The sequence below is a fragment of the Microcoleus sp. D2_18a_D3 genome, assembly GCF_036702455.1.
Classification (GTDB): domain Bacteria; phylum Cyanobacteriota; class Cyanobacteriia; order Cyanobacteriales; family Microcoleaceae; genus Microcoleus.
On sequence record NZ_JAUBTK010000004.1, the window covers coordinates 111774 to 138765 of the forward strand.

The window sequence follows — 26992 nt, forward strand, 5'->3', positions numbered from 1 at the left end:
CTAAATCATAACAGGACTTGAGTAACAAGTTGAGCGAAACCAAAAAATCTCTTGCATGAATTTTTTAGAGTTCCTCGACTCTCACTTGCTCCTCTCCCTTTAATTTGACAAATTGGTTGTCCACAGGATTATACACCCAAGCTTTAATTTCAGTTTGGGCGATGGACAAATTATTATCCGACAAATCAACAGCCCACCTGGCATTGTTGTACAACTCAGATTTTAAACTCTTAGCGATGTCGGGACTGTCCAAATTTACATAAGCGTTAGCAAAAAAAGATTTTTTGTCCCCGACAGATAGCAGTACAATATTCGGCTGTTGTAATTTTTCTGGCAAAACCGCCCAACCAGCAGCCTTGACAGCATCATTTTGCTTAACAGTCAAGGATTTATCGCTAGTTTGAGGTTTGTCTAAATAACCGTAAACTTTCTTGGTATTAGAAATAAACTCTACATTTTTCGCGAACTTTATCCAACCTATTTTGTCGATTATTGCAGCGCCTTCTCTCACCAGCCAAGTTTTTTTGCTCAGCACCCTCAAACAGCTTTCCGGCGAATTATCGAAAAAATTAGAGGGTTCCAGATAGTTAATTAACTGCAAACAATCTTGAGCGCCTTGTTTGTAAATAAGTGCTGAGCGAGATTGGGCGATCGCCTGTTGAGAGTTAACAATAATTGTGGCAATTAACAGCCCTGCAACTACGCGATAAATAAATTTATAATTCCGTTTTAACGTTGCTTTTGTTTCTTGATAATTACCTCGGACAAACAATTGCCCTAGCTGAACCACAGCAATTAATAGCAAAATTGAATTAGTCGTATATCTCGACGATTCGAGCGCCTGAATTGCCCCAAATTCAGCCCTACCAGCCGTAATAAACAGAGCCGATAAAACAGAAAAAAAACCTATGGACAGCCAAGGTAAAGCCTCATAATTCTCACCAATATCATTCCTATCTGTCATTGCGAGGGAGGAAGGAATCGCCGGGACTTGAAATTGCTTTTCTGAGTTAGCACTCACAGATGAAGCTACCGAACGTGATACAATCTTTTGACCAAAATAAACTACAAAAAATACAAAGCTTGCAAATATTAGCAATCCTACTAATGCCGAGATTCCAGGCGATCGCACAATTGGCGAACCCAGCAAACTTAAAAAGTAATCAATAACTACAAATGGCTGATTCAACAATGAAATAATACTTGCTTTCCGACTAGGATGATAATCTATTGAGTAAACAGCACAAGTTGCCACAAACAGCAGCATCCATGCGATCGCTCTTTTTCGTTTCTGCGCTGCATTTCCCTCCAAAGCCACCACAGCCGGAATCGCAGCCAACCAAGACAGCAAGCCTTGAGCGAGCGAAAAACTAGCAAAAAAGCAGAATACAGCAGCAATAGAGATTCTAATATTAGGCAATAATTTGTGATGTGAAACCAGCGCATAAACCGCAGCTACAAAACATAAATTTACAAAAAACCACGCTAATTGAAATCCCCAAAGCCAGTTTTCGTGCTGAACTAGAGAGAAAAGCAAAATACAAGTTAAAATATTAGCTAAATGCCACAAATCATCCGCGACATTCTTAACTTGCATTGAGGATAACTTGTACATAGCGATAAAAGTTATCCCAGCCAAACCTATGCTGACACACAACTGATAATTAATATTCCATCGGGAAGCAAAAGCCAGCTCCGCAATAATTATTTTAGGGAAAAGTATTCGGTGGTTGCTGTGCAAACCCCAAAAATCGTTAAAAGTTACATTTCCCGCAGCTATTTTTTGAAAAAGACCCGCTAACCTCCACTCGTCATCAACGGGAACGTTAACACTAAAATTCGCTACAAATCCGATTAACAGGACAACAGGAATTAGGTATAAAGTAAATAAGATGATTTTTTTCATGAAAGTGCGATCGCACCGATTGCCATCACCATTTTATATCAAACCCGGTTAAATAATTTTTATCAAGTTGGTAGTGAAGACTTTACTCCTCATAGTTTGAGCCGAGCGGGACTTGCATTCCTTACTACAAACAAGTTGAAAAACATAACACCTAGAAACCCGGTTTCTTGAAGAAACCGGGTTTCCGAACAGCCTAAAAGCCTCGCGTTCAATTCGGTTAACCGAATTACTTAATAGTCTTGAACGTATCCATTTTCCCAGTAAATCGGTTGATAAACATCTGCAAAACACTCCGCTTGCCGATATTGATATTAGAACTCACGGACATTCCAGACTGCAAGTTAACCTCAACTTGATTGGCCTTGCCCTTGTTCAAAACAAACTTCTGATTCTTGAGCTTAATTTTGGTTTTGAAAGCGTAGTATTTCCGCAGTTCCGTAGGAGGCTCAGCATCGCTGCTAATCTCTATCACTTCACCCTCAGCAGTACCAAACTCCAGCGCCGGGAAAGCTTCAACATTCACTTCCACAGGCACGCATTGGTATTTCGTCAAACCCAGTTTCTCTCTGTTAACTTCCTTCTCTGGACAAACGCAACTTTTACCTGTTTCGCAGTCAATCTTTTCTCCATCTAATTGCTTGCCGTGATACTGCTCCAATTTTGCCCGCTTCTGTCTCAAAGCATCCAATACCAGAGCCACATTGCTGTTTTCCAGGTAAACCACTGCTTGCAGACCGTTGTCGTCATCCAAAACTTTGAGCAGCTTTTCAGTTTGCTGCGCTTCGTAATAAGCTTCTTCGCAGCGTGCTGGGCGCGGTTCGCCCGGTTTCACCACCGTATTAATAATGGATTGGCATATCGGATCTTTCGCCATATCCAACTCAGCTTTTTCCTTCGTAGAAGGCTTCAAATCAAAGATTACCCCCGATACCGGAGCCTTCATCACTTGAGTGTCGCGGTTTTGTTGAGCCTTTTCTAGCTGAGCGTTCACCTCGGACAGCTTTTTCAGGTTTTCCACTTTGAAGCGGCTTAGCTGAGAATCGCTGCTGGCAATTTGTTTCTGGTTTTCAGCTATTTTGCTGTAAAGTTCTTTTGCCCAGGAATCCTTGGTGTTTTTTAACTGTTCTTGGGCGCGGGCGATGGACTCCTGAATGCGCGCTTGCTCTCCTTGCTGGCGCTGTATGTCAGCACTAATTTTTTGGATGTCACCTTGACGCGCGTTAATTTCGCCTCGGCGCGTATTGATTTCACCGAGGCGCGTGTTAATTTCGCCTTTGCGAGAGTTGATTTCACCTTCGCGCTGCTTGATTTGATCTTGCTGTTTGAGAACGTCGCTTTGGCCTCTGAAAACATCTTGCTCTTGACGTTCTTTTTGCAGTTCAGCGATGGCTCCTTCCTCCACCAGGGGGGCGAGTCTGCCTAGAATGTTTTGATTCGACTTCAATACTTGTTGGGATTTCGCTAACTGTTCTTGGGCCAAATCTCTCTGAGCCAGGGCTGATTTTACTTGCTCTTGCGAAGAACTTAACTGCTGCTGAGCATAATTTAATTGGTTCTGGGCAAAACCCAATTGTTGCTGTGCCACTGTCATTTGATCGCCGGCGGCTTTCTCAGCATCCTGAGCTTGCTTCAGTTGTTTTTCCAACTCCTGAACTTGCCCTTGGGCTGCGGCTACGCGAGACAGAAATTCCGATCGATAATTAACATAAAGTCCTTGCTGAGCAGCATCAAAATTTCCGCTGGCTCCCCTGTTGAGGTACAGCTCGTCAATCAAAGCTTGCAGCACTTGATTTTGTGCCGTGAGGCTCTGTCTGTCCTTGATTGTTGATTCTAGGTTAGAAGGAACAGCGCCTTGAATTTTGCCGTTGACAACATCTTCGTAAAATTTATTTTCCTTTTCCAGAGCTTCTTTAGTTTTCTGTATCGATGTTAAATCGGCACTGGGTGCAAGGGGGTTGAAAGTGAGCAGAGGCTGGTTCTTTTCGACGCGATCGCCATTTTCAACGTGAAGTCTCACCACAGCGCCCGTAGCAGGTGCTTGGATGTCTCTAGCACCATCTTTGAACTCCAATTGGCCGACAGCGGGGACAGCTTGCTCTACGCTAGCAAAATAAGCCCAAACTACAGCAGAAGTGGTCATCAGCATGATCATCCACAAAAACAAGTGCGACCAAATTGCTGGTTTTTCGAGAATGACTGGTTGCTCAGAAAGTATTAACGATTTCATAGCCATTTGTTAGTTCTCAGTTGTTAAGCGTTAGCGATCAGTTGTGAGTTGTTAGATATCAGGTATTCGATGACTCTTGTTGTTGGAAGAGGCAGTAGTAACGCCCTTTAAGAGCCATTAATTCTTTATGAGTTCCGCGCTCGACTACAGAACCTTGATCCATCATAATAATTATGTCGGCGTTTTGGATTGTAGTCAGGCGGTGAGTAATGAAAAACACCGTGCGGCCGGCAAAAGCTTCTGCTAAGTTATTGCAAACTTGGCGTTCGGAATGGTAGTCGAGGGCGCTTGTAGCTTCGTCCAAAATCAGCAGTTTCGGGTTTTGCAAAATCGTGCGGGCGATCGCCAAACGCTGCCTTTGACCCCCAGAAAGCGAGGCACCCCGTTCTCCCACCACCGTATTGTAGCCAGCAGGCAAGCCCATAATAAAATCGTGAGCTACCGCTAATTTCGCAGCTCGCACAATCTCATCCGTACTCGCATCGGGATTGCTCAGAGCAATATTTTCCTGAACAGTACAGTTAAACAGCAAAGTATCTTGCAGCACTACCCCAAGTTGGCTGCGGAGCGAGTACAGTTCCACCTTAGAAATGTCGTACCCATCAATAAAAATCCGGCCCGACAGCGGCGGATAAAGACGCTGCAACAGCTTCATCGCCGTACTTTTACCGGAACCGCTTCCACCCACAATTCCCACAAAACTGCCAGCGGGAAATTCCAAATTAACATTAGCCAATTGCAGTGGCCCGCTTTCGAGAAATCGGAAGGAAACCTCCTCATAGGTAACCTGCCCTTGAATTGCCGGCAGCGGGATATTGCTCCGGTCTTCTTCGCTGGTTTCCGTCGGATGATCGACCACATCCTTAAGCATATCGATCGACATCGAGACTTCTTGGAAACTCTGCCACACGCTCACAAAACGCAGCAGCGAACCAGTCACGTTCCCGGAAATAATTCGGAAAGCAATCAACTGACCCAAAGTAATCTCATTTCCCAGTACCAAATAAGCTCCCACCCACAACTGAGCTAAGTTACCCACCTGGTTTAAAAAGCTGCTAATCGTACCGGCCGTAGTCCCCGTGATAATTGTTTTAAAACTGGCTGTAATGTATTTTGCGTAGCGACTCGACCACTCCCAACGGGATTTCAATTCAATATTTTGAGCCTTAACAGTTTGAATCCCGCTGACTACTTCCACTAAATAAGATTGAGCGTCAGCAAAACGCATATTTCTCTGTTTGATCAGGCGCAGCACCAGCGGATTGATTAGAACAATCATCAGCCCCAGTATCGGTACCACTGCCAAAGATACAAACGTTAGCTTCACGCTGTAGGAGAGCATAACGGCGACGTAAACCACCGAAAATACTGCATCGAGAACCACTGTCAGAGCTGTACTCGTCATGAATTCTCGAATCTGGCCCATCATGCTGAATTTGTAAACCAGATCTCCGACGCGCCGGTTGTCAAAGTAATTCTGGGGCAGCCGGAGCAAGTGGTCGATTACCTCCGCACTCAATTTGACATCGATGCGGTTTGAGGTATCTATAAACAAAAAGGTACGCAAACCGTTGAGCAGTCCTTCAAACAGGGCGACACCTAACAGAAATGCCCCTAAAATATCCAAGGTATCAATGCTGCGCTGACCTAAGACTTTATCAATAATTACTTGGCTGATTAATGGGTTGGCAAGACCAAATAACTGTACAAAAAACGAAGCGAGCAATACCTCAAAAAACACTGTCTTGTGTTCCATCAGCGCCGGCACAAACCACCAGAAGCTGAACTGCTCTTTTTGTTCGACTTGCGGAGCTTGCAGCAGCAGGACTTCTCCTGATTCTCCCCAGATTTCTTTAAACTGAGGTATCCGCTTCCGCATTAACCCTTTTTCGGGTGTCGCCAGCACTAATTCTTGCTCGGTAATGCTGTAAATAATGGCAAAGCTGGTTTCCCATTTAATCATTACGGGCGCTTTGATGCGGTTGATGGCTTCTGCTGGGACTTGCGCCAATTGGGGCGTGAGGCCGATGCTTTGGGCGATCGCCCCGCAGGCTTGCATACTGATAGAACCGGCAGTTTTTAACTGATTTTCTAGAACTTTGCGGATGATATCTCGGCGAAATTTGAGGCCGAAATACTTGCTCAACATTTGGAAGCAAGCTAGCGGGGCGTCAATCTGCCCTTTGCCGCGGAAAACTGGGTATCTCGCCGCATCCCTTGTTTGGGGGTCGGTTTTGGGTTCTGGGGGACGGTCTGGGGCGTCTACAACCGCGATCGATGTTCCGCCGGGCGGATTCCGCCCCAAGCCTCCTGTGTCTGTCGTGCCATTATCTGACTCTGTTTCGGGTTGAGGTTCTGGGGGTTCCCGGAAGCCTACCAATCGCGCGCCGAGGCGGCCTTCTACTTTTAAGGATTTGGCTGCGTTTTCCACAGAGAAGCGGCTGCCGGTGGGAAAGTCGCCCAAGACGCCGCTGCTGACAAGCCACACTCGATCGGGATCTAGTTCTTTGGCGATGTCTTGAGTTTTTTTGTTGCCGTTTGGTACGTTGACAACTGCCGCGTCTTGCCAAGCTTGCAGGGTGAGTTCCTTGAGATTGGAAGTGCCGTCGGCTTGGCGCTGCAATTCCAGGCTCAACAGTTCAAATACTTCGCTCAAGGAACAGTGTTCGCGAAAGGCTTCTCCAAATGTCGGCTGTTTTTCCAGTACGCTCAGGAAATCTTCGGCAGGTAGGACGATCGCGATCACATCTGTAGAGGCGATCGCCGTTTCGCAGGGAACCCCCCTGAGCAAGCCAGCCCAGCCCAGGATTTCCTTCGACTGCACCAAGCGCAAACTTACGTGGCGCTGCGAGCGCTGGTCAAAGCCCAGCAGCCGGGCCTGGCCTTGATAGATAATTGCCACCTGAGTCGGCATTTTTTCCCGCTCAAACAGGGGTTGCCCCGTCCGGTAGCCAAGGAGTTGGCATTTAGCCACCAAGGCTGTCAAAGCCGTCTCTGACAGTCGGTCAAAGGGAGGTGTTTGAGCTAGGAAATCCTGAATTTGGGAGAGGGAAACAGCGGAAGAAGTCATCCAATTTTAGATTTTAGATTTTAGATTTTAGATTGAATCCACAGATGAATCCAGGGGGTTTTTGTCAGGATGCTACGCTTTTTCAAGTCTCCACGGATAAATCCGGGGGCCCCTGACCAAATTGCTTGATTGTCATGAAATTGAAGACACGGAGGAGAGGGGCTGTAGCGGGCCTATTTGCGATATCTGTTCGGCGAGCCAGCTTTCAAAGAGTTCGTTAATCAAGTGCAGCCGCATCGATTCATCGAGCTGGGCCGGCATGAACTTTTCTAGTCGAATAATTACCATCCATTCTGCCAGAGGACGCGGCGTCCAGAGTTGATTTGGCTGGCTGACGGACAAAAGTTTGCTGATTGCCGGGTGGGGCTGCGAGAGGGGTACTGGGCCCAACAAGCCGCCTGACTTGGACTCGGGCCCTTCGGAATAGTCGCGGGCCACTTCGGCAAAGGTTTGTTCCCCTTCCAGGATGCGAAAGTAAAGTTCGTTTGCCAGTGCTGGATTTTTGGTGCGTACCAGGGAATAGACTACGTGGTCTAGGCTGGCTTTGCGGGTTAAAAAATAATTATCTACTTTAGGTCTCCAAGTGGCTTGCTTAAATTTTTCGATCAGCAAGGGCCTAACGGCCATCTCTTGAAGTTCTTCTTCCGTCATGTTTTGGCCGCGCAGCCAAGCTTCTTTGGCTTCGGGGGCTGTCAGTTGGTGTTGTGCCAGAAAGTTCTCCACGGCGGATTTGCGTTCTTCGTCGCTGCAACTAAAGGATGCGATCGCTTGGTCTACTATTACACCCCGCAAGAATTGCGGCATTAACTGGTACCGCTTCAGGAGCGATGGCATATCCTGAGCTTGCAGTAATTTATCGCCTATTTGAAAAAGTCCTGTCATTTTTTTATCTCCAACTGACTTGCGCTTCCCCTTTTAATTTAGCTGTGGCAGGAAAAGAGCGACAACCACTAACCCCTCGATTCCCCGATGATAGCAGACCGTCAGTGGGCTAGCGCTATTGCTGTCTATTTCTTGACGCTCTGCCTAGCGAGGGGTTCCCCGCGGGTCTCATAATGGTAGCGGGATGCGAGAGTGCGAGAGTGGGAAAATCTTTACTTCTGCCCTCTTCCTTCTTCCCTCAACATCCATCCGTTAAATCCCGTACACTGCTTCGTTGCTGAACTTCCTTCTTCCTGCACTCTCGGAATAGTCTTTCCAAGAGTGTTCCGAGTTGGGTCGAGCAAGCGCGACTGTCGAGATATTTGGGGTTTGCCGCCATTTTTTGCTGAATTCGCTCGCGGTAGTGCTGGCGCAGTTCTGGGTTCGTTCCCAGTGCTATGCTCAGCTCTAAATAAGAGTTCTCGCTGTTTGCTACCAGTTCCGGAAGTAGCAGTTCTTCGAGCACGGCGGCTGATTGTCGCGATCGAGTTGTTTGCCCTTTTCTTACCACTACAGGCAACCCTGTCAACAGCGGTTCTGCCGCATAGCAGGCACTGCTGTATGGATAGGAGTCTAAATATATATCAGCCAATTCCAGACATTTTATGCAATCTGCGCGAGATGGCAGCGCTTTAATCACAACTAAGCGCTTTTTGTCAATACCAAATTCGGCAAAGAGCGATCGAATTTGGTTGTAAAAAGGCACCGTCGGATAGTTTTCTGAGCGGGAACTAAAGGGATACAAAACTAAAATAGAATTCGGTACGGCAGCAATAATTTTTGCCCAAGTTTCTCTCAATTCTGGGATAATTGTCAAAGCTGGAGCGCCGGACATGAACACTACAGATTCGTCTGTAGCTCCCCAACTCCTGCGAGTCGGTTCAACTCTGCCAGGTGCTGATCCTACAGTATAGCTTAAACAAACTCCCGAACCTTCTAAACTAATTAATTTTTCGCGATACTCTGCTGCTGCACCTGGGGGCAATGTCAAATCTCCGGCAATGAAATAATCGATATTTCGGGCGCCCGTGGTTGCGGGGGTTGATGCAGCGGTAGCTATTTGCACCCGCGCTAGTCGGTGCAGGCACAGCAGCGCGCTTGGTTGAGAAGTGTCGCTAGTATTGGTGCAGATTAGCAGAATATCTAAATCGTGCGATCGCATTTCTCGAACTTGATTTGGCAAATCTTCTGACAGTTGCACCAGTTTGTCGGCGCAATTTTCGCAATATTTCCCCAGTCGCTCGTCTTGTACCTGGAAATAGTACACAATAATTTCAAATTTGCTTCTGTCTAAATATTCAAAACTCGAAATGGCAGCACGAGTCTCGGATTGATCACTAATTTTATCAAGCAAAAAGCCAACTCGAATTTTATTTATTTCAGGTTCTATTTGAGGAAAATTCCATTCTATTTGAGAACCGATATTTTTCACATAAAATTCCAGAATATCAGCTCGCTGAATCAATATATTGAGCAGATTTGCCTCGCTCAAATACAAAGCTTGGAAACTAACATTTTTCGCAATACAAGCCGCCAAATAACGCCAAACTTCTGAATCGGGAAAACTGGCGATATTAGCAGCGACGTACTTGATTAACTGCTGGAAATATTCAGAGTACCTTTCTACTTCCCAGTTTTGTTTAAAATAACCGGGAGACTGAAATATAAATTTCAAAAAGTCGTCAAAAAACCACTGGGGAATCGCTGCATTTTTATACTCAAGTGGCAACTGATAAGCGTCGCGGTACAGCATCGCTGCGAGGAGATATTGCATCTTCTCGGCAATTTCCCCTCCTTCAGCAAGTTTCGAGGATAACTGCTGGATCAAACTTTGTTCTGACTCGGTTAAACTTTCATTTTTGAGCGTGCTATCTAGTAGCAATTTATGAGCTTTTCCCGCGTCTTGCGAGTAAGCCGTTTCTAATTTTTGCGCTGGCAAATTCAGCCAATATTCCGCTAGCTGTTGGCGGTATTGGCGCAGTTGCGCGAGAATAGGCTGTTTTGATGGCAATTTATTGTATTGCTCAAGCAGTGCTGACAATTCAGATAAACTCGGCTGGGTTCTCAATGCCAACTTTTGGCGAATTGTCTGTTTGATTTGTTGATTCAAGAAACTGTAATCAGGACTATTTAGTAGTTTTTTGTAAAATCTGACTACATCTTTATGATTTTCCCCAGCCGCGAAGTTTTTCCAAGTTTGTTGTTCGGGATGAATCCGCAGTGAGGACAGTTTTTCATCTACAAATCCGATGTGATAGTTCCCCATGATTCGCCACCACATATCTAAGTCTACATACTGAGATAATCCCGAATCAAATAATCCTATTTCTGCAAAAACTCGCGCAGCAATTAAGACGGTACTCGGTTCGCCAATTTTGTTTATGGGGTTGTTCAAGCAGTTAGTATCTGCCAGTAATTCTTTTCCGGGCTGAATAGATTTTAAATTCGACCAACTTTTATGCAAATCTTTAATTGATTGGGAAGCTTTCCGCAAAATCGGGTTAGATTCATTTTCAGCTATGGTGATGCCGCGCGGGGAGAAAACCATACCTATTTCTGGATTTTGTTGGGCGAGCGCGACCATTTTTTCAATACATTCTGGTGCGAGCAAGTCGTCTTGAAAGAGAAATTTAATGTATTGACCTTTTGCTTGAGAGATGCAAAAATTCCAGTTTTGTGATAAGCCGTAGTTGCGGTGCAGTATGATCCGGAAATCGACTGAGGTTTGTGATTGGAATGATTGGGCGATCGCAATTGTGCGGTCTGTGGAGCCATCGTCGGATATAATCAGTTCTATGTTAGGGTATGTTTGAGCCAAAGCACTTTGAATTGCTTCCCCAATAAATGCTTCTCCGTTGTATGTCGGAATGCAGATGCTAACCTTCGGCTGTCCGTTTACCAGTTCTGCTTTTGATGGACTTTGTTGCTGTGATGGTGGCAAGTTATCCCTAAGTTTGGCAGACTTCGCTTTTGCTGTTCCTGGCAGAGGTATGCTTTGAAACTTATCGGTAATCTCGGCAATATATTCGAGACGTTTTCTAATTTTATTCCCTGTAACTTGCGGGTTGAGTAAAGTCTTAATTTCCTCAGCAGCTATCGCTCCTATTTGTTGAGCTTCCCGGTAATTGTTAAAGACGAACCGCATTAAATCAGCAGCGTGTTCCACATCCGCTTGGGCCCAAACATTGCCTTTTTTGTAAGGACCGCAATCTTTCTCAATTGGGATTAACTTATACTTGACTAAATAGCTATTGCCCACATTCATAAATTCTGTATTTGATGAATAGCCTGTGGCAATTACGGGTTTGCCGTAAAACATGGCTTCAGCCATTGTTAAGCCAAATCCTTCGCAGCGGTGCAGGGATACATAACAGTCGCAATTGTAGAGCAAACCATTAAGTTTATTTTTGGAAAAATACCCGTCTAGATGTTTGATATTGGAATTATTTTTTATGGCTGAGTTTAAGGATGCTTGAGCCTCTGGGAATTTGTTTGAATTAGAAGATTTGATAACCAACAAGAGGCTGTCATCTTCGCCAAAAGCTTGTTGAAATGCTTGAATTGTCGCTAAAGTATTTTTGCGCTCAATGCGGCTAGAAAAGTCGAAGGCAAACAAGAAAATAAATTTATTTTTCGGTAAATTCAGTGCTTCTCTGTTCAGGGAAGGTGCGGGGAGAGCAATACTGGGCATGATTTTGATAACGGGAATTGGCGCTACTGCGGAAATTGCCTCGGCGCAATAGTTGCTGTAAGTCCATATTTCCTGAAAGTGATTAAATGCTGGCTGCCATTCTGGGGGAAATGCGGGAAGTTCCCAAGCCCAAAAGCCGATGTTGTATTTTTTGTCAAAATAGGTGGAACCTGTATGTTTGATAAAGGTTGCAACTTCATCGGCGTTGACTTGAATTAAGTTTACGGGATAGGGATTATCTTGGCTAAAATTTTGATAGGTGGTGTCTTTCTTGCGGTGAGGACTGCGGGTAAAATTGTTTAGGGCGAAGGGAATCCCGGCGGCTTCTGCAGCCCTAATATTTGCTCGGACACCTTCTCCTATGCCAAATTCGCCGTTAATGTAGCCGGCGATGTTCATTCCTAGATTTTGGTTCATAGTTTATAATGTATTCAGTAAATTGTGGTGTTAATTTTTGGGGGGAAAGCAGAATTAATGGAGTTCCTCAATCGCGCTAAATGAGGGTATGGGTTGATAATAAATTATAATCTTGCTCAATATTTGCTAAGATATAGCAATCCTTGTAGGATCGGTGAATAAGATTAAATGAACCGCAGAGGGCGCAGAGAACGCAGAGGAAGAGAAGAGAGGGAAGAGAAAGAGTTGGCAACAGAAAATTTGGTGCTTGACAAATGTGCCGATCGCCATTGTATACTGGCATCGCAATGCTAACCTTCGGCTGGTTGTCTGTCGGCATGGGTGGCTCTGTTTTATTTTACGATAAACTAATCAGGAATTTTAGAGAAAGTGATCGATCGCGTCAACCACGACCTCTTGAAGCTGCTCCCGCCGGATGCTAAAGTCATTGTTGAAATTGGTTGCGGTACGGGTGCGATGGGCCAAGAGTACAAGCTGATCAATCCCCATTGTCAGTATATTGGCATTGAATGCGATCGAGAAAAAGCTAAAATTGCAGTCGATCGGCTAAACTGGGTGACGGTAGCCGATATTGAAGAAATTGCTCTCGAAAGTCTCGACATCGCCCCAGGAACCGTCGATTGTTTGGTTTTTGGTGACTTGCTACCCTATCTCAAAAACCCTTGGGAAGTCCTCAAGCAGTACAGTGCTTTGCTGAATCCAGAGGGGCAAATTCTCGCCAGAATCCCTAATGTTCAATACTGGCGGCGGATTGTCAATCTGTTGCGGGGACAGTGGGAAAATCCCGACAACAAGATGCAGCACTGGTTTACCCTAGAAAGTATTAAATCACTATTTGCTCAAGCCGGATTGCAGGTTTACGAATTCCAAGGGAAGGGACACAAAACCGAAAATTTTGTCCACTTTCAGGAATTACTGCATCCTATGGTAAAGGCTTTAGAGCTAACATCGAGCAGTTTTGCTACGGAAACCGGTGCTGAATATTATATCGTGCGATCGACCAACTCGACCGTACCTGCGCGCAGACTGCTGATTCAGACTATCATTATGGCTCCTACAGGGTGCGATCGCGTGCGAGTTTTGGAACCGGACAAATTTAGCGCTACAATTCCCGGTGTCCGCACCGTATCCGGCGTGAAAACAGCAGAATTAATTCCGCCGCTGCTGGGAGAAGAAAAAGTCTTCATCTGGCAGCGGACAATCATGCAATATCCAGGCTATATTCCCCAACTCAAAGAACTGCTTAAACAAGGCTATTTAATAGTAGCTGAAATTGACGACAACCCCATTCGCCGCCGCGAATACGCCGACAATAATTACCTCAGCTATCGCGGCTGTCACTGCGTTCAAACTTCTACGGAACCGCTAGCAAAAATTTTGCGGTCTTACAATCCTAATGTTACTGTATTTCCCAATCAATTAGCTTATCTACCTCCGCCGCGAATTTATCCGACAGAAGATACAGTCACAATTTTTTTTGGTGCGCTCAACCGCGAAAAAGATTGGCAGCCGATTATGGCAGCACTCAATCGAGTTTTACTCGCACACAAGCACCGGATTCGAGTTAAAGTAATCCACGACCGAAAATTTTTTGACTCATTAAAAATACAGCAAAAAGAATTTGAACCATTTTGCAGTTACGAACGGTATCAAGAAATTATGTACAGTTGCGATATAGCTTTGCTGCCGCTCGTTTCCAACCCGGTTAACGAAATGAAATCCGACTTAAAATTTATTGAATGTGCAGCGCGGGGAGTAGCGGTGCTGGCAAGTCCCACCGTGTACGAACATTCGATTGTCGAAGGTGAAACCGGATTGATTTATAGATATGAAAAAGAGTTTGAAACAAAACTAAATTCCCTGATTTCTGACACTTCTCGGCGCCGGAAAATAGCCGCGAATGCTTACGAATGGGTGCGGGACAACCGCTTGCTGTGCGGGCACTACCGGCAGCGGCGAGATTGGTACTTACAGATGCGGGACGAGTTGCCACGTTTAAATGCTGAGTTGCGCGATCGCCTGCCGGAGTTATTTGGTGACTAAGTGCGGTAAGATTTATAGGGTTATTGTGCGATCGTTCTGTTTTATTGTTTAATTTCTAATTGTTACTCCACACCAATGCGAATTCTATTCACTATTGCTCACTTTTACAATCCCAGCGGCGACGGGAAACACGCTTCCCAGCGAAATGATCCGCAACCACGACTAAATGCTTTAACCGCTTGCGTGACATCGCTGCAAGCTTTGTACGGCAAATCTCAGTCCATGATTGACATTAGCGAATGTGCAACTATCCCAGCAAATCAATCTCAACAGCACGAAATTGACATTGTTGTTTGCACTACTCAAGGTTATCATCTGTTGCCTCAACTGCCAGTGCAGCCCAGATGTTTTATGCACCACGCTACCAAATGCGAACCGCTGCTGTTGGGGTTTGAGTGTCAAGCAGTTTTGCGAGCGTGTCTTAACAAATACGATTATTTTTGTTATTTGGAAGATGATTTAGTTCTGCATGATCCGTGGTTTTTTAGTAAATTAAAGTGGTTTACGCATCACGGAGGAAATGGGAATTTGCTGCAACCTAATCGCTATGAAATAGCGCCTAAAGGCGCGGTTTTTAAAGCATATGTTGATGGTGATTTAGCAGACTCAGCGACTTCTCAGTTTCAAAATGTAGAGGAGCAGCGGCAGTTAACGGGAAAAATCATGGAACAAAAAATCGCTTTTGAGCGGGCGTTGAATCCTCATTCCGGGTGCTATTTTTTGAATGCGGAACAGATGGCACACTGGGCTAAGCAGTCTCATTTTTTGGATAGGGATACTAGCTTTATCGGCCCGCTGGAAAGTGCGGCGACTTTAGGAATTATGCGGACTTTTAGAGTTTACAAGTCAACTCCTGCTTATGCTAATTTTTTGGAGATTCAACATTTTGGCACGAGTTTTCTGAACTTGATTGGTAATAAGGTGAGAGTGCCGGAAGCAGGATGAGTTAAGATATTCATGTAAGCTGCAATACTTGAGAGGTAGCATGACCCCGGCAACCGAAAAGATTGTCCTTCCCTCTCCTTTCCCCGACCACACTCAACTGCCAGAGGAAGACGGCACTTTTGTGAAGAATTTTCAGGAGCATCCCCAGAGCATTATTTTGACTGATTCTATCGGGTCGGTATTGCAAGGGCTTCATCCCGATGGGCAATATGCTATAGGGCAAGACTGTGGCATCTACTGGCGAGAAACAGACCCGCTTGAAAAGGGAGCAGAAGCTCCTGATTGGTTCTACGTGCCGAACGTGCCACCAACACTAGGAAATCAGATTCGTCGCTCTTACGTGCTGTGGCGGGAATTCATGGCTCCGATGATTGCTTTGGAGTTCGCATCGGGAGATGGTTCAGAAGAGCGGGACACAACCCCACTATCGTACTCGGAAGTTGGAGCGGCGCAAAGGCCTGGGAAGTTTTGGGTATATGAACGGATCATGCGGATTCCGTATTATGGCATCTATGAAATCAATAGTGGCAGGCTGGAGGTTTACAATCTGAACAACGGGTTTTACCAGCAGTTGCTTCCGAACGATCGCGCTCATTATCCGATCGCGCCAATGGGCGTAGAATTAGGACTGTGGGAAGGCAGTTATCAAAACCAGACAATGCTGTGGCTGCGGTGGTGGGACAGCGAGGGCAATTTGCTGCTGACAGGTACAGAACGAGCTTCCTTAGCAGAGCAGGCTTTGAGTGCAGAAGCCCAAGCGCGGCGGGATGCCATCCCTCGGTTGTTGGCAATGGGATTGAATACACAGCAAGTGGCAGAAGCACTCGGTTTATCCGTAGAGGAAGTTAGGCAGCATTCACAATCTTAATGTTGCTTTTGATTAAGAGACTATTGACTTGTAGGGTGCATCTCACATCTTGCACCATTATGATGAACAGGCAAGATGCCTGTTCCACAAATAATGAGTTTTCTTGTGGGGTGGGCATCTTGCCCGCCCGTAAGTCCTACTATTTTACAGCAGTCAAAACATCGCCGATTTTAACTGTGCCGCTGTTGATAATTTTGGCTAAAACTCCTGTTTGTGCGTGACCGAATTCCTTTTGCAGTAAACTGAGTAGGGAAATATCCCGATCGCCCGTTTCTGGATTCACTTCTATATTGACACAGCGACCGATTCGTGCTGTAACTTCTATGAGCGCCGTGCCTAATTGAAACTGTTTTCCGATCAACTCAAATTCTGACCAAGCTGCCATACCTTCTAGCACAATGTTCGGGCGAAATCGGCCCACGTCAATGTTTTGAACAGCAATTTCTGTTAGTTGGTCTAATGTGGCTTGACTGAGTAAAGAAATGTGTACGGGTTCTCGATCGGGATAACGAGTTTCGCCGCTGGTGTCGCCGACTAATTGCAAAGGTGCAAGCTGCGGGTGTCTCGCTTCTTTGGTGGGTTCAATTGCCGCCAAATATTCGGTGAAAAAACTGCCGATGCGATCGCGCCCCGCTGCTGTGTTTGTTTCTGCGGATAACACTGCAACTCCTTCACGCTTAACTGTTAAAACGGCCGTTTCCGGTTGATAATGACATTCTAAAGCTGCTAACAAAGGCCAATCGTTTTGGACTGCAAAATTTTTTTTGCTCATCCAAGGCACCTTGTCTGCCTTAATGTTTGCAGCTTCAAGATTATCTGCAAACATTAAGGCAAAAGCTCGATCGCCCTTAATTCCATGTCCTGCTATTAAAGCAAACTCCGACATTTCTTGCGGTGTCAGCCCTTTAATTGGATAAATAAATAACTGTTTTATTGTTGCTACTGTCATAATTTTTTTAGCTGCGCTTCCATTTCAACTGAACTCTTGTCCCCCCCCTTAGTAAGGGGGGCTAGCGGGGTCGAAGCTATTTCACACACATTAATCCAATTGCTATAAAAACCCGATTAAGCTAGCAATTCATAGCGGCGGATATCTGGAGGCCCAACGGCCAAACCGTCTAATTTCTGCACGGCGTCTTGAATGTGAGTTGAACCGAGATGTAGTTCGAGCAAATCTGCACTTTCCCACTCTTCAACATAGGTAAAATCTGTGGGATCGGCTTGATTTTGCAGGAGTTCGTATTTGATGCAGCCTTTTTCTTTACGAGTTGGTTCTATAATGCTCAGCAGCAGAGATTTAAGTTCTGCTACTTTGTCGGGAAACGCGACGAGGCGGGCGACTACTCGCAAGGTTGTTTTGGACATAGGAAAAAGGAGGCTCTGCTATTTTAATTGAATTTACGGATTTCAATGAAGCAAACACTGTCATCAGTAACTACTGTAGCGCGGAATGGAACCAAATCAGCAGCGTACTTGCTGCTATGCCACTGCACATAAAAGCTTCAGCTCAAGCTGGATTTCTGGGCAATGCAGTTTTCGATCCTGTAGCAACAAATGAATACATCAAAACTGAGTTGCTCAAACTTGGATGGCAAGCGAGAATCCCGATTCCGCCGATCTATCGATTTTTGGGAACAGATGTTGACTTTGGCTCTTCTGGTGCGATTGTAGAAGTTCAGTTTTCTCACTATTCATTTCTATTAAACAATACCGTGCGATCCCAATTGTTTTTCAACACTAACACGCCTCTCACAGGACAGCCCGTTAGGGTTGTTATTATAGTTACAAAATCACAAATGTTTCCTGCGGCTAATAGCAGCCTTTACTACGAGCAAGCTGTGAACCAGTTAACAGTATTATCGGCCTATCTATTTAATGTACCGCTCAGAATAGTTGGTTTATTCACGCAAAGGAATACAACAGTACCTGCAAAATTGACTGTTTACAGCGCTCAAACATCAAGGACAATAGTAACTCAGGAAGAGCGTGAATGTCAAATAATTTCAGGACGATCGCCCCGCAGTCGCAGTTCTATTCGGATTATTTGAAAAATGATATACTAGCTCCACAACTCAAGTTCTAATTGCTCTCCAATTTTAGTAGAATTCAGCGTTTTCTTACCGTTGCCATTTAGCTTGAGGTCTACTGGTGGAGCTTTTCCCCGAATATCCGCAGCAAAAGCAGCTTCCTCATAGAGCAAGCGTTTCTCCATTTCTTCTAAGTGATACTCTTCGGGATATATTTTTGCTTTGCTGCGTTCTGTTGGTTTTTTACCTACTTGTACGTCAAACCGAAATGATTCTATTGCCTGTCCGGTTTTTTCTACATAGTCCCGCAGAGTTTTTAAGTTGGGGAAATAGCCGCGCTCGTCCGGTTCCCCGCTTAAACGACGCAGCGCAACTTGATAATATTTTAGATCCAATTCTGCACCGATAAAATGCCGATCGCAGTTTTTAGCTACAACGGCCGCCGTACCCGAACCCATATAAGGATCGAGAACAACATTACCTTTCACGGTTGTAGTCAAGACAATTCTAGCTATTAAGTCTTCGGGAAATTGACAGGGATGTATAGTTTGTTCTTCGTGGTTGTGTTTGACGTTGCGGAACATCCAAATGTCGCCTGGGTTTTTGCCGTCAGGATTGCATGAAAGTTCGCCTTTGCGAGATCCCCGGTAATGTTTTTTATTTTGATACTTTTGCGGGACTCTAATATCGTCTAAGTTAAATATATATTCATCGGATTTAGTAAACCAAAGAATTGTCTCGTGGCGGCATGAGAATTTCTTTCTGCCGTGCAAACCGTGCTGTCTCCCCCAGATAATTCGATTCCGAGGAATTAACCCGCAGGATTCTAGAATTGGGAAGAAGCGAATATCCAGCGGAATTAGCATACCCCGATCGGAGAAAGCACCGACTTGCCAGAACAGCGAACCTGATTTTTTGAGAATTCGGCTGCACTCTTGCAGCACAATTCTCTGTTCTTCTAAATAAATATTGAGAGCTTGCTTGGTTTCGTATTCCTTGCCCAAATTGTAGGGAGGAGAGGATACTACTAAATCAACGCATTCATCTGGCAAGCTGCTCAGAAGTTCCAGACAATTTCCCAGAAATATCCGATCGAGCGGGAGCTGTTCTCGGTTCTGGTGCTGCTGCATTTGCTTTGCCTTTAATTTCAAAAAAAGTTCTACTTTAACTGAAGATAACCCAAACCAGTCAATTAGTCAATACCTCAATCTTTGGGATAAAATCGCTTGTTTTCTGTAGAATATTCCCAGGCGAGATCCTCCGGGTCTTTTTCGCGACTCCACTGAGCAAACTCCGGCTTAAGTTTCCACTTGCCGATCGTACTTGCGTGAACTTTGAACCTGCGAGAGAGTTCCGTCTGGGTAAAAGAGATTTTGGGCTTTTGAGGAGTCTTGGTTTGAGCAATGGGGAATAAATTTGGTTTTTTCTCTTGTGTTTTTTCCCGATTTGTGGGAGGCTCTTGAACAGCTATTGCCACATTAGCTGTTTCGCTTTGATTGACAGTTGGAGCTATTTGAAAATAATACAAAATTCCGCCTTGTTCCGTCACCTCAAAATCTGCGGCAAACTCAGAGGCTCGTTCGTCGAGATACTCTTGAACCTTTTCTCCGGGGAGTTTCGCATTCATCGCCAAATCCAAAGCCGTAACTCGCCCTTGATTTTCCTTGATCAACTTGTAGAAAACCGAGTCTAAATGAGCGAGTTTGTGTTTTTGCTGCTGGTGGTAGAGCTTGTAAGCCCAAGCAATGCCCGCTGTGGTGGCGATCGCCCAAAACATCCTTCCCGACTCGAAACTGGCAACCGCCGTCAAGGAAATAGGCAAAAGCAGGGTAAGATATCCCCAAATGCTTCCCTTCTTTAGGTTATTGCTGTTTTTGACCATAGTTCCTAAACAGGTACGTAGTTTAGCTTAGTAGAGCGTGTCTCAAGGCCGCGAAAGTTTTTCGACAGTCGATATATCGAGCTGCCCGCTGACACACCCAAAAACGGATACTGTGCCGCGTACACTCGCCTTGTGGACAATCCCTAATTTTAGACCAAAGTTCCAGCTCCTTTGATTCAATGTCGCAAGTAAATCGAAAATCGAAAATCGAAAATCGAAAATCGAGTGACGCACTCTACTATAAAATCCCAGAATCTACTTTTTTTGCAACCGAGGGTTCATGTACTTTTTTCGCAAACAGATTGCCATCCTGCTGATAGTTGTTGCTTGCTGTACGCTGACGATTAGTTGCAGCGAGAGTCGAACTGTCCAGTGTACTAAATTTACTGAATTTGTCAACAAAGGCAACGCTCTCATTGATGTTGATAAAGACAGCAACGATCCTGCAACGACCGACAACTTAGCTAAAAATTTGAACCGGATAGCGAATGAACTTGAGGATCTGCGAATAACAGATCCAACCCTCAAAGAAATTCGGGAGCCATCGGTTAAATCCTTCCAGGAAATTAGTCAAGCACTCGGCGACATAAGCAAAAGTCTTCAGGCTGCAAATCTCGCTTCTACAAGTATAGAAGGTCGAGAGCAAATCCAAACAGCTCAAGCAGATATTATTAGAGCCGGACAGCAGGCGAATCAAGCAGCCGCAAATCAAGACGCTTTGACTAGCAAACTGATTAATTATTGTAAGGGCGATCGCTAAAGGCTAAGAGTTTTGAATTTTGAGATGGCCACGCAAACCCCAACAACGCACAGCGGGTGAATGAATTTGAGGAATGCGTCGCCTTCACCTACTATCTACCCCTTTGCAATTACCCAATTTAGTGATGAATTTCTAGATTCAAAATATAGCGACCGAGTTGCACTTTCTCTGACCACAACTCGTATTCTAACTGCAAGTGATCCGGTTCCGGCTTTCCTGTCAGCGTCAAGTTGCGAGTGAAGTTGCGGAGTCGCAACTGTTCGGGAGTCGCCAGCGATTCACCCTGAAGCCAATAACGGCTCAGGCCGTACATTCCTCGTTCCCAGCAGTGGCGGTAACTGTATTTGCCGTTTCCTTGCATCGTCATAATGACTCGATAGGGCGAAACTTCTAGCCAGAGCAACCGGGGTTTTGTAGTTGGGGGTAAGATTGTAACTTGCTCGGCAGATTCGTTGGAACCCTCGGAAAATTCGCGATCGATTATTGCTGGTTCGTGCAACAACAAGTGAAAGCGCTCTCGGTCTTTTTGATAAACCGTAGCAGCGGTTTCAACGACTGACCACAAAGGTAAATCTGTGGATACCAGCGATAAACTTACAGGCTTGCGGTGATGGGTCAGCATAAATAAAAGTTTAGGAGTTGTGGTGGATCGGGCGGTTTGAGATTTGAGATTTGAGACTTTAGATTTTAGATGGGCTGGGTTCCAAATTCCGGAGCTTTTGCTTAACAAAATGAAAAATCTAAAACTCGCAATCGAAAATCTAAAATTGTTCAGTCAAACTTCAATCATCGGGTCGATAACTGAGAGCAGGAGATGAAATCTAAGCAGATACACGGATAATATTTGTGAAATTAATGTGAAATCCGTGCCGTTGCGTCCGCACTCCCGTGTCATCGAGAACTGACAGCGGAGTCTCCGGGCGAGTTTAATCAGGCTTTAAGTTAACCGGACACATTGGGAAAAAACCCGCAGGCCGTACAAAAGACGACTAACTTAGGACTGAGAAAAAGGTAGGATAGCTAACGCCATCTAATCCTAGTTTATCTCAATGCAAGCTGACATTATAACTACTAGGCTTCTTGACAAAAGCCAAACTTTAAGCATTCAAAAACCGGCATCGGGCTTGTCGCTGGTGGGGAGGATTCGAGTTCCCGGCGATAAGTCGATTTCTCACCGAGCTTTGATGTTGGGTGCGATCGCCCAAGGTGAAACTACTATTGAGGGACTACTCCTAGGAGAAGACCCCCGCAGCACTGCTAAATGTTTCTCGCTCTTGGGAGCCAAAGTTTCTGAACTCAACGCGGAACGGGTGACAGTCCGGGGCGTCGGAATTGGCGAGTTAGAGGAGCCTGTGGAAGTCTTGGATGCGGGTAATTCCGGCACGACGATGCGGCTGATGTTGGGAATTTTAGCCTCTCATCCGGGGCGTTTTTTTGCGGTAACGGGTGACAGTTCTTTGCGATCGCGCCCCATGTCGCGCGTCATTAAACCGCTGCAACAAATGGGAGCGCAAATTTGGGGCCGAAAAAGCAATTCTTTAGCTCCTTTAGGGATACTCGGACAGCAGTTAAAACCGATTCACTACCATTCTCCGATCGCCTCGGCTCAAGTTAAATCTTGCATTTTGCTCGCCGGTTTGATGGCCAGCGGAGAAACTACAGTCACAGAACCCGCTCTGTCGCGGGATCACAGCGAGCGGATGCTGCGAGCGTTTGGAGCCCAATTGAGCGTCGATCCAGAAACTTGCAGCGTGACAGTCACTGGGCCGACACAACTGCAAGGGCAGAATGTGATTGTACCGGGGGATATTAGTTCGGCGGCATTTTGGCTAGTTGCTGGGGCGATCGTCCCGGGTTCGGAGCTCGTAGTCGAAAATGTCGGCGTCAACCCAACTCGTACAGGCATTTTGGAAGCTTTGGAAATGATGGGCGCCGATATTGAACTGCAAAATCAGCGAGAGGCGGCTGGGGAACCGGTAGCGGATATTTTGGTTCGCAGTTCCGGCCAATTGCGGGGATGCACCATTGCGGGCGACTTAATTCCCCGACTGATTGACGAAATCCCGATTTTGGCAGTAGCGGCGATCTTTGCGTCGGGTACTACAATAATTCGAGATGCGGCCGAGTTGCGAGTCAAAGAGAGCGATCGACTGGCCGTGACTGCAGCAGAACTCAACCGCATGGGAGCCCAAATTTCCGAGTTACCCGACGGTTTAGAAATTACCGGGGGAACTCCTTTGACCGGCGCGGATGTTGACAGCTACACCGACCACAGAATCGCCATGAGTTTGGCGATCGCAGCCCTCAACGCCACAGGTATTACTAACATTCACCGGGCCGAAGCCGCTGCCATTTCCTACCCCGACTTTACCGCCACTTTGCAACAAGTTTGCCATCCAAATTAAGATTGGGCATTGGGCATTGGCATTGGGCATTGGGCATTGGGCATTGGGCATTGGGCATTGGGCATTGGGCATTGGGCATGGGTTGCTGGTTAGTTGTTATCGGTTATGGCTATAGCCTTACAAATAACAAATAACCACTAACTAATGACCAAGGACTCATGACTAATGACTAATGACTAATGCCCAATGACTAATGACTAATGACTTCCTCTAAGAATCTTTACCTACAACTTGTTCTTTTAAAGAATCAATTTCCGTTAACAACTCTTGGCGATCGGAAGCCTTGAGCAGATAGCGGTAAACAAACCAACCCGTATATCCCATGCCAATCAACTCAAAAACTGGAGCTACCAAAGGGACATCATTAAGAGCACCTAAAACTCCCAGCATTACCTTAATACTAATACCGCCTGCCAGAATTAAACCAACAGTTATGAGGGGCTTTTGGTAGTCAGCAAAAAAATTAGAGAGATAGGCTGGAAGTTCCGACAAAATTGTAATAACTTGGTCTTTAATATCTTGGAACTGGCTGGCCGTTGTTTCTGTGGTTGTCACTGTAGTCATGACCCCCGGTTTGTCCTCCACCAGATCTACTGTCACGACTTCAGTGATTGTTTGTGTCTCGTCCGAAAAGTTAGCTTGTGTCATTGAATACTTCCTCCGTTGTCAGGTAAAATTGCAGGCTGTGAATTGCTGCCAGTATAATTCTCCGGCAATTAGCACAGCATCCGCGCTGCAGGGACTAATTGATGAGACTAAGGCAGAGTTTCACAAATTGCAAGCAAAAATAACGATATGACTTGATTTTAAACAATTGCCTTCGTTGCCAAATCGCTCTTTTGACTCATTTTTTCACTTGAGCGAGGTCGATTTGATTCGGGCAAGGGCGTCCTTGTTCAAAGTCGGTGATGTTGCCGATCGTGGTTTCGGCGATATTTTTCAAAGCTTCCTCGGTGAAGAAAGCTTGATGTCCGGTAATCAGGACGTTGGGGAAAGTCAGCAAACGTTGAAAAACATCGTCTTGAATGACGTGATTTGACAAATCCTCAAAAAACAGATCCGTCTCTTGTTCGTAAACATCTAAACCGAGGTAGCCAATTATACCAGACTTGAGTGCTTTGGTGACAGCTTTAGTGTCAATCAACTGACCGCGGCTGGTATTGATCAGCATCATTCCCGGTTTCATTTGCTCGATCGCCTCTGCACCGATTAAATGGTAAGTTTCCGGTATCAGCGGACAGTGGAGGCTGACAATATCAGAAGCGGCGAATAGTTCCGGGAGTGCGACGTATTCCATGCCTAGGGCGAGGCAATCTGGGTTTTGGTAAACATCGTATGCCAGCAGGCGACACCCGAATCCGTGCAGAATTTGGGCAGTAATTGCGCCAATTCTGCCTGTTCCGACGATTCCCACCGTTTTGCCGTGGAGGTCAAAACCCAACAAGCCATCTAAGGCGAAATTGCCTTCGCGGACGCGGTTGTAGGCCCGATGGATTTTGCGGTTGAGGGACAAAATCAGAGCGACTGCGTGTTCGGCGACTGCGTAGGGAGAATAAGCAGGAACTCGCAGCAGAGTTAGATCTAAATCCCTCGCTGCTGCTAAATCGACGTGATTGAATCCGGCGGATCTCAGGGCCAGCAAGCGGACGCCTTTTTCGGCAATGCTAAGCAGCGTTTTCGCGTCCAAGCAGTCGTTCACGAACGCGCAAACAGCCGGAAATCCAGCAGCCAAAACGCTGGTTTCCACGGTCAGATGCGGTTCAAAAAAAACCAACTCGTGTTGACCGCCGACATTGGCTGCTTCCAGAAAAGTGCGATCGTAGGATTTGGTATTAAATACGGCTACCTTCATGATTTTGCCTGCTAATCCAGTAATAGTTGGCAGTTCTTCCCAGCTTAGCTCCAAACCTTACTTTTTTATTAAATTTATTAAGCTAGACTAACCAGTAATCATTAATCTGCCATCACCGACGAGAGAACCCGATGCGAAAACAACTCAAAACACTCCTCTATGAAATTTTAGAAGTCTCAGACAGCACTAATTTCTACAGCTTAGCAGATGATCTGATTATTCCTTCCTTAATAGTTTTAAACCTTACAGCTTTTATTGCTTCCACTTCCCCAAGCTTTTCCCTAGGATACAAACAACTTTTTGAATATATCGAAATTATTTCCTCTTTGGTCTTTACACTAGAATATGTTTTGAGGATGTGGGTGTGTACCGTCGATCGCAAATACAGCCACCCGATTTTGGGAAGACTTAAATACGCTCTCACACCGCTGAGCATGATCGACTTTTTTTCTATTTTACCCTTTTACTTGTTGTTGTTATTTCCAAATTTAAGCTTTGTTTATATAATTAGCATTTTGCGCTTATTACGCTTGATAAAAATTAGCCGCTATTCTGAGTCAGTGCGAACTTTGGGATCTGTATTATACGCTAAAAAAGAGGAATTACTAGCTACCGCTTTTGCCGTTTTTATCTTATTAATTTTTGCATCTAGTCTCATGTATTTTGTGGAATCATCAGCCCAGCCTAAATCTTTTGGCAGCATCCCCGATGCAATGTGGTGGGGAGTAGTGACTCTAACTACGGTCGGTTACGGCGATATTTATCCGATCACTCCTATCGGCAGATTTTTAGGCTCAATATTAGCATTTTTGGGCATCGGAATTTTTGCTTTGCCTGCGGGTATAATTTCTTCAGGTTTTTCCGAGGAATTGCAAAGGAAAAAGCAACAAAAAACACCTGAAAATTTAGGATCATCTGCACATTATCAATCGGTAGAAATGCTGGCGGAGAGGGAGGGAATTTTTGAACAAAAGCAAATGGCGATCGCACTTCACATCGAAAGTTCTTCTGAGTTGATGAAAATGTGTGTTCAAACGGCGAAACAGAAGTTAGGAAGTGATTTTCAAAATGAACAAATTATTTGCGATTTAGCTATTCATCTCTACAATGAAGCCGTCCGCCAATTCGAGCTTTAATTACAGATATATATTGCCTGTAATTGCGACCCAATCGTTACCATAGCTTGTGGTTAGTTATCACTGCTTTATGTAATGACTAATGACCAATGGCTAATTACCAATCTGGGGGCAAATTGTAATATTCGAGAGTGGATGTATCTGCCAGCAAATCTTGGGTTTTTCTGTCAATTTTAATCTCACCATCCGCCAAAACTAACGCCCTTTGAGTCGTTTTCCCGATCCAATTCAAATTATGAGAAGCGATCAAAATTACCTCGATCGGCAATTGGGACAAAACCTTAGCCAAGTGACGCCGCCACGAGGGATCTAGTCCGTTGGTCGGCTCGTCTAAGATCAAAATTGCCGGCTCTAGTGCTAAAATTGCTGCCAAGGCTGCTAATCTTCTTTGGCCTCCTGAAAGTTCGTGGGCCGAACGGTTGGCAAATTCTACTAAACCAAATTCGTCTAATAGTGATAAAGCTCGATCGCGCGCAAGTCCCGGCGGCACTCCGTAATTGCGCGGCCCGAACATGACATCCTCTAAAATAGTGGGCATAAATAGCTGATCGTTAGCATCTTGAAAGCAAAATCCAATCTGCCTGCGCGCCTGCGATAAAGTCGCCTCTTCCAACTTTTTTCCCTGCACTCTAATCTCGCCCGCTTGAGGCATTTTTAATCCGATCAAGTTTTCGAGCAAAGTGCTTTTACCAGCACCTGTCAGGCCGAGTAGAGCAACTCTTTCTCCCGGTTGCAAACTAAAAGAAATTCCCCGCAATACTGGCTTTTGATCTGGATAGCCAAATACTAAGTTTTCTACTTCGATTGTTGGCACGGATTTTAGTCTACTCAAGTTTTATTTT

Annotated in this window: 20 protein-coding genes; 7 read left to right on the plus strand and 13 right to left on the minus strand. The window is 45.4% G+C overall.

The features are described from left to right. Positions 1 to 64: 64 nt before the first annotated feature. The 5 genes from QUB06_RS03670 to QUB06_RS03690 all read right to left on the minus strand — a co-directional run bounded on the left by QUB06_RS03670 (position 65) and on the right by QUB06_RS03690 (position 12232). The gene (locus tag QUB06_RS03670; RefSeq protein ID WP_333434155.1) at positions 65 to 1906 is read right to left on the minus strand and encodes a hypothetical protein; all 1842 of its coding nucleotides are present in this window, start codon (positions 1904 to 1906) and stop codon (positions 65 to 67) included. 226 nt (positions 1907 to 2132) lie between these two features. Next, positions 2133 to 4139 (minus strand): chromosome partitioning protein ParA, encoded by a 2007-nt coding sequence (locus tag QUB06_RS03675; RefSeq protein ID WP_333434156.1) that lies wholly within the window; start codon positions 4137 to 4139, stop codon positions 2133 to 2135. Positions 4140 to 4191: 52 nt separating this feature from the next. Next, complete coding sequence (locus QUB06_RS03680; RefSeq protein WP_333434157.1) at positions 4192 to 7203, minus strand: peptidase domain-containing ABC transporter; 3012 nt, start codon at positions 7201 to 7203, stop codon at positions 4192 to 4194. Between the two features lie 132 nt (positions 7204 to 7335). After that, positions 7336 to 8085, minus strand: coding sequence for a peptidylprolyl isomerase (locus tag QUB06_RS03685; protein WP_333100464.1), 750 nt, complete (start codon positions 8083 to 8085; stop codon positions 7336 to 7338). 238 nt (positions 8086 to 8323) lie between these two features. Beyond that, positions 8324 to 12232, minus strand: coding sequence for a glycosyltransferase (locus tag QUB06_RS03690; protein ID WP_333434158.1), 3909 nt, complete (start codon positions 12230 to 12232; stop codon positions 8324 to 8326). A 369-nt stretch (positions 12233 to 12601) separates the two neighbouring features. Here QUB06_RS03690 and QUB06_RS03695 point away from each other — a divergent pair, with 369 nt between their 5' ends. From QUB06_RS03695 to QUB06_RS03705, 3 genes are all read left to right on the plus strand, one after another. Beyond that, positions 12602 to 14275 carry a methyltransferase domain-containing protein gene (locus QUB06_RS03695; protein ID WP_333434159.1) on the plus strand — a complete coding sequence of 558 codons (1674 nt, stop codon included), beginning with the start codon at positions 12602 to 12604 and terminating at the stop codon, positions 14273 to 14275. Between the two features lie 75 nt (positions 14276 to 14350). Then, the gene (locus QUB06_RS03700) at positions 14351 to 15220 is read left to right on the plus strand and encodes a calcium-binding protein (RefSeq protein ID WP_333434160.1); all 870 of its coding nucleotides are present in this window, start codon (positions 14351 to 14353) and stop codon (positions 15218 to 15220) included. Positions 15221 to 15260: 40 nt separating this feature from the next. Next, a complete protein-coding gene (locus QUB06_RS03705; protein WP_333434161.1) occupies positions 15261 to 16088 on the plus strand; it encodes a Uma2 family endonuclease in 828 nt (275 codons plus the stop codon). Positions 16089 to 16227: 139 nt separating this feature from the next. Here QUB06_RS03705 and QUB06_RS03710 read toward each other — a convergent pair whose 3' ends face one another. After that, on the minus strand, positions 16228 to 17037 hold the full coding sequence (locus tag QUB06_RS03710) for an MOSC domain-containing protein (RefSeq protein WP_333434162.1): 810 nt from the start codon (positions 17035 to 17037) through the stop codon (positions 16228 to 16230). Between the two features lie 116 nt (positions 17038 to 17153). Continuing rightward, positions 17154 to 17453 (minus strand): putative quinol monooxygenase, encoded by a 300-nt coding sequence (locus QUB06_RS03715; protein WP_333142728.1) that lies wholly within the window; start codon positions 17451 to 17453, stop codon positions 17154 to 17156. A gap of 116 nt (positions 17454 to 17569) precedes the next feature. Between QUB06_RS03715 and QUB06_RS03720 the strand changes: the two genes are divergently transcribed. Continuing rightward, a complete protein-coding gene (locus QUB06_RS03720; protein WP_333434163.1) occupies positions 17570 to 18136 on the plus strand; it encodes a hypothetical protein in 567 nt (188 codons plus the stop codon). 11 nt (positions 18137 to 18147) lie between these two features. Here QUB06_RS03720 and QUB06_RS03725 read toward each other — a convergent pair whose 3' ends face one another. Together QUB06_RS03725 and QUB06_RS03730 are read right to left on the minus strand one after the other, a co-directional pair. Further along, complete coding sequence (locus QUB06_RS03725) at positions 18148 to 19245, minus strand: DNA methyltransferase (protein ID WP_333434164.1); 1098 nt, start codon at positions 19243 to 19245, stop codon at positions 18148 to 18150. Between the two features lie 74 nt (positions 19246 to 19319). Further along, positions 19320 to 19997, minus strand: coding sequence for a hypothetical protein (locus QUB06_RS03730; RefSeq protein WP_333434165.1), 678 nt, complete (start codon positions 19995 to 19997; stop codon positions 19320 to 19322). 280 nt (positions 19998 to 20277) lie between these two features. On the opposite strand from QUB06_RS03730, the gene QUB06_RS03735 reads away from it, so the two are divergent. Then, complete coding sequence (locus QUB06_RS03735) at positions 20278 to 20757, plus strand: hypothetical protein (RefSeq protein ID WP_333434166.1); 480 nt, start codon at positions 20278 to 20280, stop codon at positions 20755 to 20757. A gap of 118 nt (positions 20758 to 20875) precedes the next feature. Here the strand turns inward: QUB06_RS03735 and QUB06_RS03740 are convergent, their stop codons facing one another. After that, a complete protein-coding gene (locus QUB06_RS03740) occupies positions 20876 to 21379 on the minus strand; it encodes a hypothetical protein (RefSeq protein ID WP_333434167.1) in 504 nt (167 codons plus the stop codon). Positions 21380 to 21806: 427 nt separating this feature from the next. On the opposite strand from QUB06_RS03740, the gene aroA reads away from it, so the two are divergent. Next, positions 21807 to 23162, plus strand: coding sequence for a 3-phosphoshikimate 1-carboxyvinyltransferase (gene aroA, locus QUB06_RS03745; protein ID WP_333434168.1), 1356 nt, complete (start codon positions 21807 to 21809; stop codon positions 23160 to 23162). Positions 23163 to 23372: 210 nt separating this feature from the next. Here aroA and QUB06_RS03750 read toward each other — a convergent pair whose 3' ends face one another. Both QUB06_RS03750 and QUB06_RS03755 read right to left on the minus strand, forming a co-directional pair. Further along, positions 23373 to 23810, minus strand: coding sequence for a CAAD domain-containing protein (locus QUB06_RS03750; RefSeq protein ID WP_333434169.1), 438 nt, complete (start codon positions 23808 to 23810; stop codon positions 23373 to 23375). Positions 23811 to 24006: 196 nt separating this feature from the next. Then, positions 24007 to 25014, minus strand: coding sequence for a 2-hydroxyacid dehydrogenase (locus QUB06_RS03755; protein WP_333434170.1), 1008 nt, complete (start codon positions 25012 to 25014; stop codon positions 24007 to 24009). A 131-nt stretch (positions 25015 to 25145) separates the two neighbouring features. On the opposite strand from QUB06_RS03755, the gene QUB06_RS03760 reads away from it, so the two are divergent. Beyond that, the gene (locus tag QUB06_RS03760) at positions 25146 to 26150 is read left to right on the plus strand and encodes an ion transporter (protein ID WP_333434171.1); all 1005 of its coding nucleotides are present in this window, start codon (positions 25146 to 25148) and stop codon (positions 26148 to 26150) included. 97 nt (positions 26151 to 26247) lie between these two features. Here the strand turns inward: QUB06_RS03760 and QUB06_RS03765 are convergent, their stop codons facing one another. Beyond that, complete coding sequence (locus QUB06_RS03765; protein ID WP_333434172.1) at positions 26248 to 26982, minus strand: ABC transporter ATP-binding protein; 735 nt, start codon at positions 26980 to 26982, stop codon at positions 26248 to 26250. Between the last annotated feature and the right edge of the window lie 10 nt (positions 26983 to 26992).

Bases quoted from the DNA above. Each gene is read 5' to 3' on its own strand.
- QUB06_RS03670 (WP_333434155.1), bottom strand. From the start codon at position 1,906: ATGAAAAAAATCATCTTATTTACTTTATACCTAATTCCTGTTGTCCTG.
- QUB06_RS03675 (WP_333434156.1), bottom strand. From the start codon at position 4,139: ATGGCTATGAAATCGTTAATACTTTCTGAGCAACCAGTCATTCTCGAA.
- QUB06_RS03680 (WP_333434157.1), bottom strand. From the start codon at position 7,203: ATGACTTCTTCCGCTGTTTCCCTCTCCCAAATTCAGGATTTCCTAGCT.
- QUB06_RS03685 (WP_333100464.1), bottom strand. From the start codon at position 8,085: ATGACAGGACTTTTTCAAATAGGCGATAAATTACTGCAAGCTCAGGAT.
- QUB06_RS03690 (WP_333434158.1), bottom strand. From the start codon at position 12,232: ATGAACCAAAATCTAGGAATGAACATCGCCGGCTACATTAACGGCGAA.
- QUB06_RS03700 (WP_333434160.1), top strand. From the start codon at position 14,351: ATGCGAATTCTATTCACTATTGCTCACTTTTACAATCCCAGCGGCGAC.
- QUB06_RS03705 (WP_333434161.1), top strand. From the start codon at position 15,261: ATGACCCCGGCAACCGAAAAGATTGTCCTTCCCTCTCCTTTCCCCGAC.
- QUB06_RS03710 (WP_333434162.1), bottom strand. From the start codon at position 17,037: ATGACAGTAGCAACAATAAAACAGTTATTTATTTATCCAATTAAAGGG.
- QUB06_RS03715 (WP_333142728.1), bottom strand. From the start codon at position 17,453: ATGTCCAAAACAACCTTGCGAGTAGTCGCCCGCCTCGTCGCGTTTCCC.
- QUB06_RS03720 (WP_333434163.1), top strand. From the start codon at position 17,570: ATGCCACTGCACATAAAAGCTTCAGCTCAAGCTGGATTTCTGGGCAAT.
- QUB06_RS03725 (WP_333434164.1), bottom strand. From the start codon at position 19,245: ATGCAGCAGCACCAGAACCGAGAACAGCTCCCGCTCGATCGGATATTT.
- QUB06_RS03730 (WP_333434165.1), bottom strand. From the start codon at position 19,997: ATGGTCAAAAACAGCAATAACCTAAAGAAGGGAAGCATTTGGGGATAT.
- QUB06_RS03735 (WP_333434166.1), top strand. From the start codon at position 20,278: ATGTACTTTTTTCGCAAACAGATTGCCATCCTGCTGATAGTTGTTGCT.
- QUB06_RS03740 (WP_333434167.1), bottom strand. From the start codon at position 21,379: ATGCTGACCCATCACCGCAAGCCTGTAAGTTTATCGCTGGTATCCACA.
- aroA (WP_333434168.1), top strand. From the start codon at position 21,807: ATGCAAGCTGACATTATAACTACTAGGCTTCTTGACAAAAGCCAAACT.
- QUB06_RS03750 (WP_333434169.1), bottom strand. From the start codon at position 23,810: ATGACACAAGCTAACTTTTCGGACGAGACACAAACAATCACTGAAGTC.
- QUB06_RS03755 (WP_333434170.1), bottom strand. From the start codon at position 25,014: ATGAAGGTAGCCGTATTTAATACCAAATCCTACGATCGCACTTTTCTG.
- QUB06_RS03760 (WP_333434171.1), top strand. From the start codon at position 25,146: ATGCGAAAACAACTCAAAACACTCCTCTATGAAATTTTAGAAGTCTCA.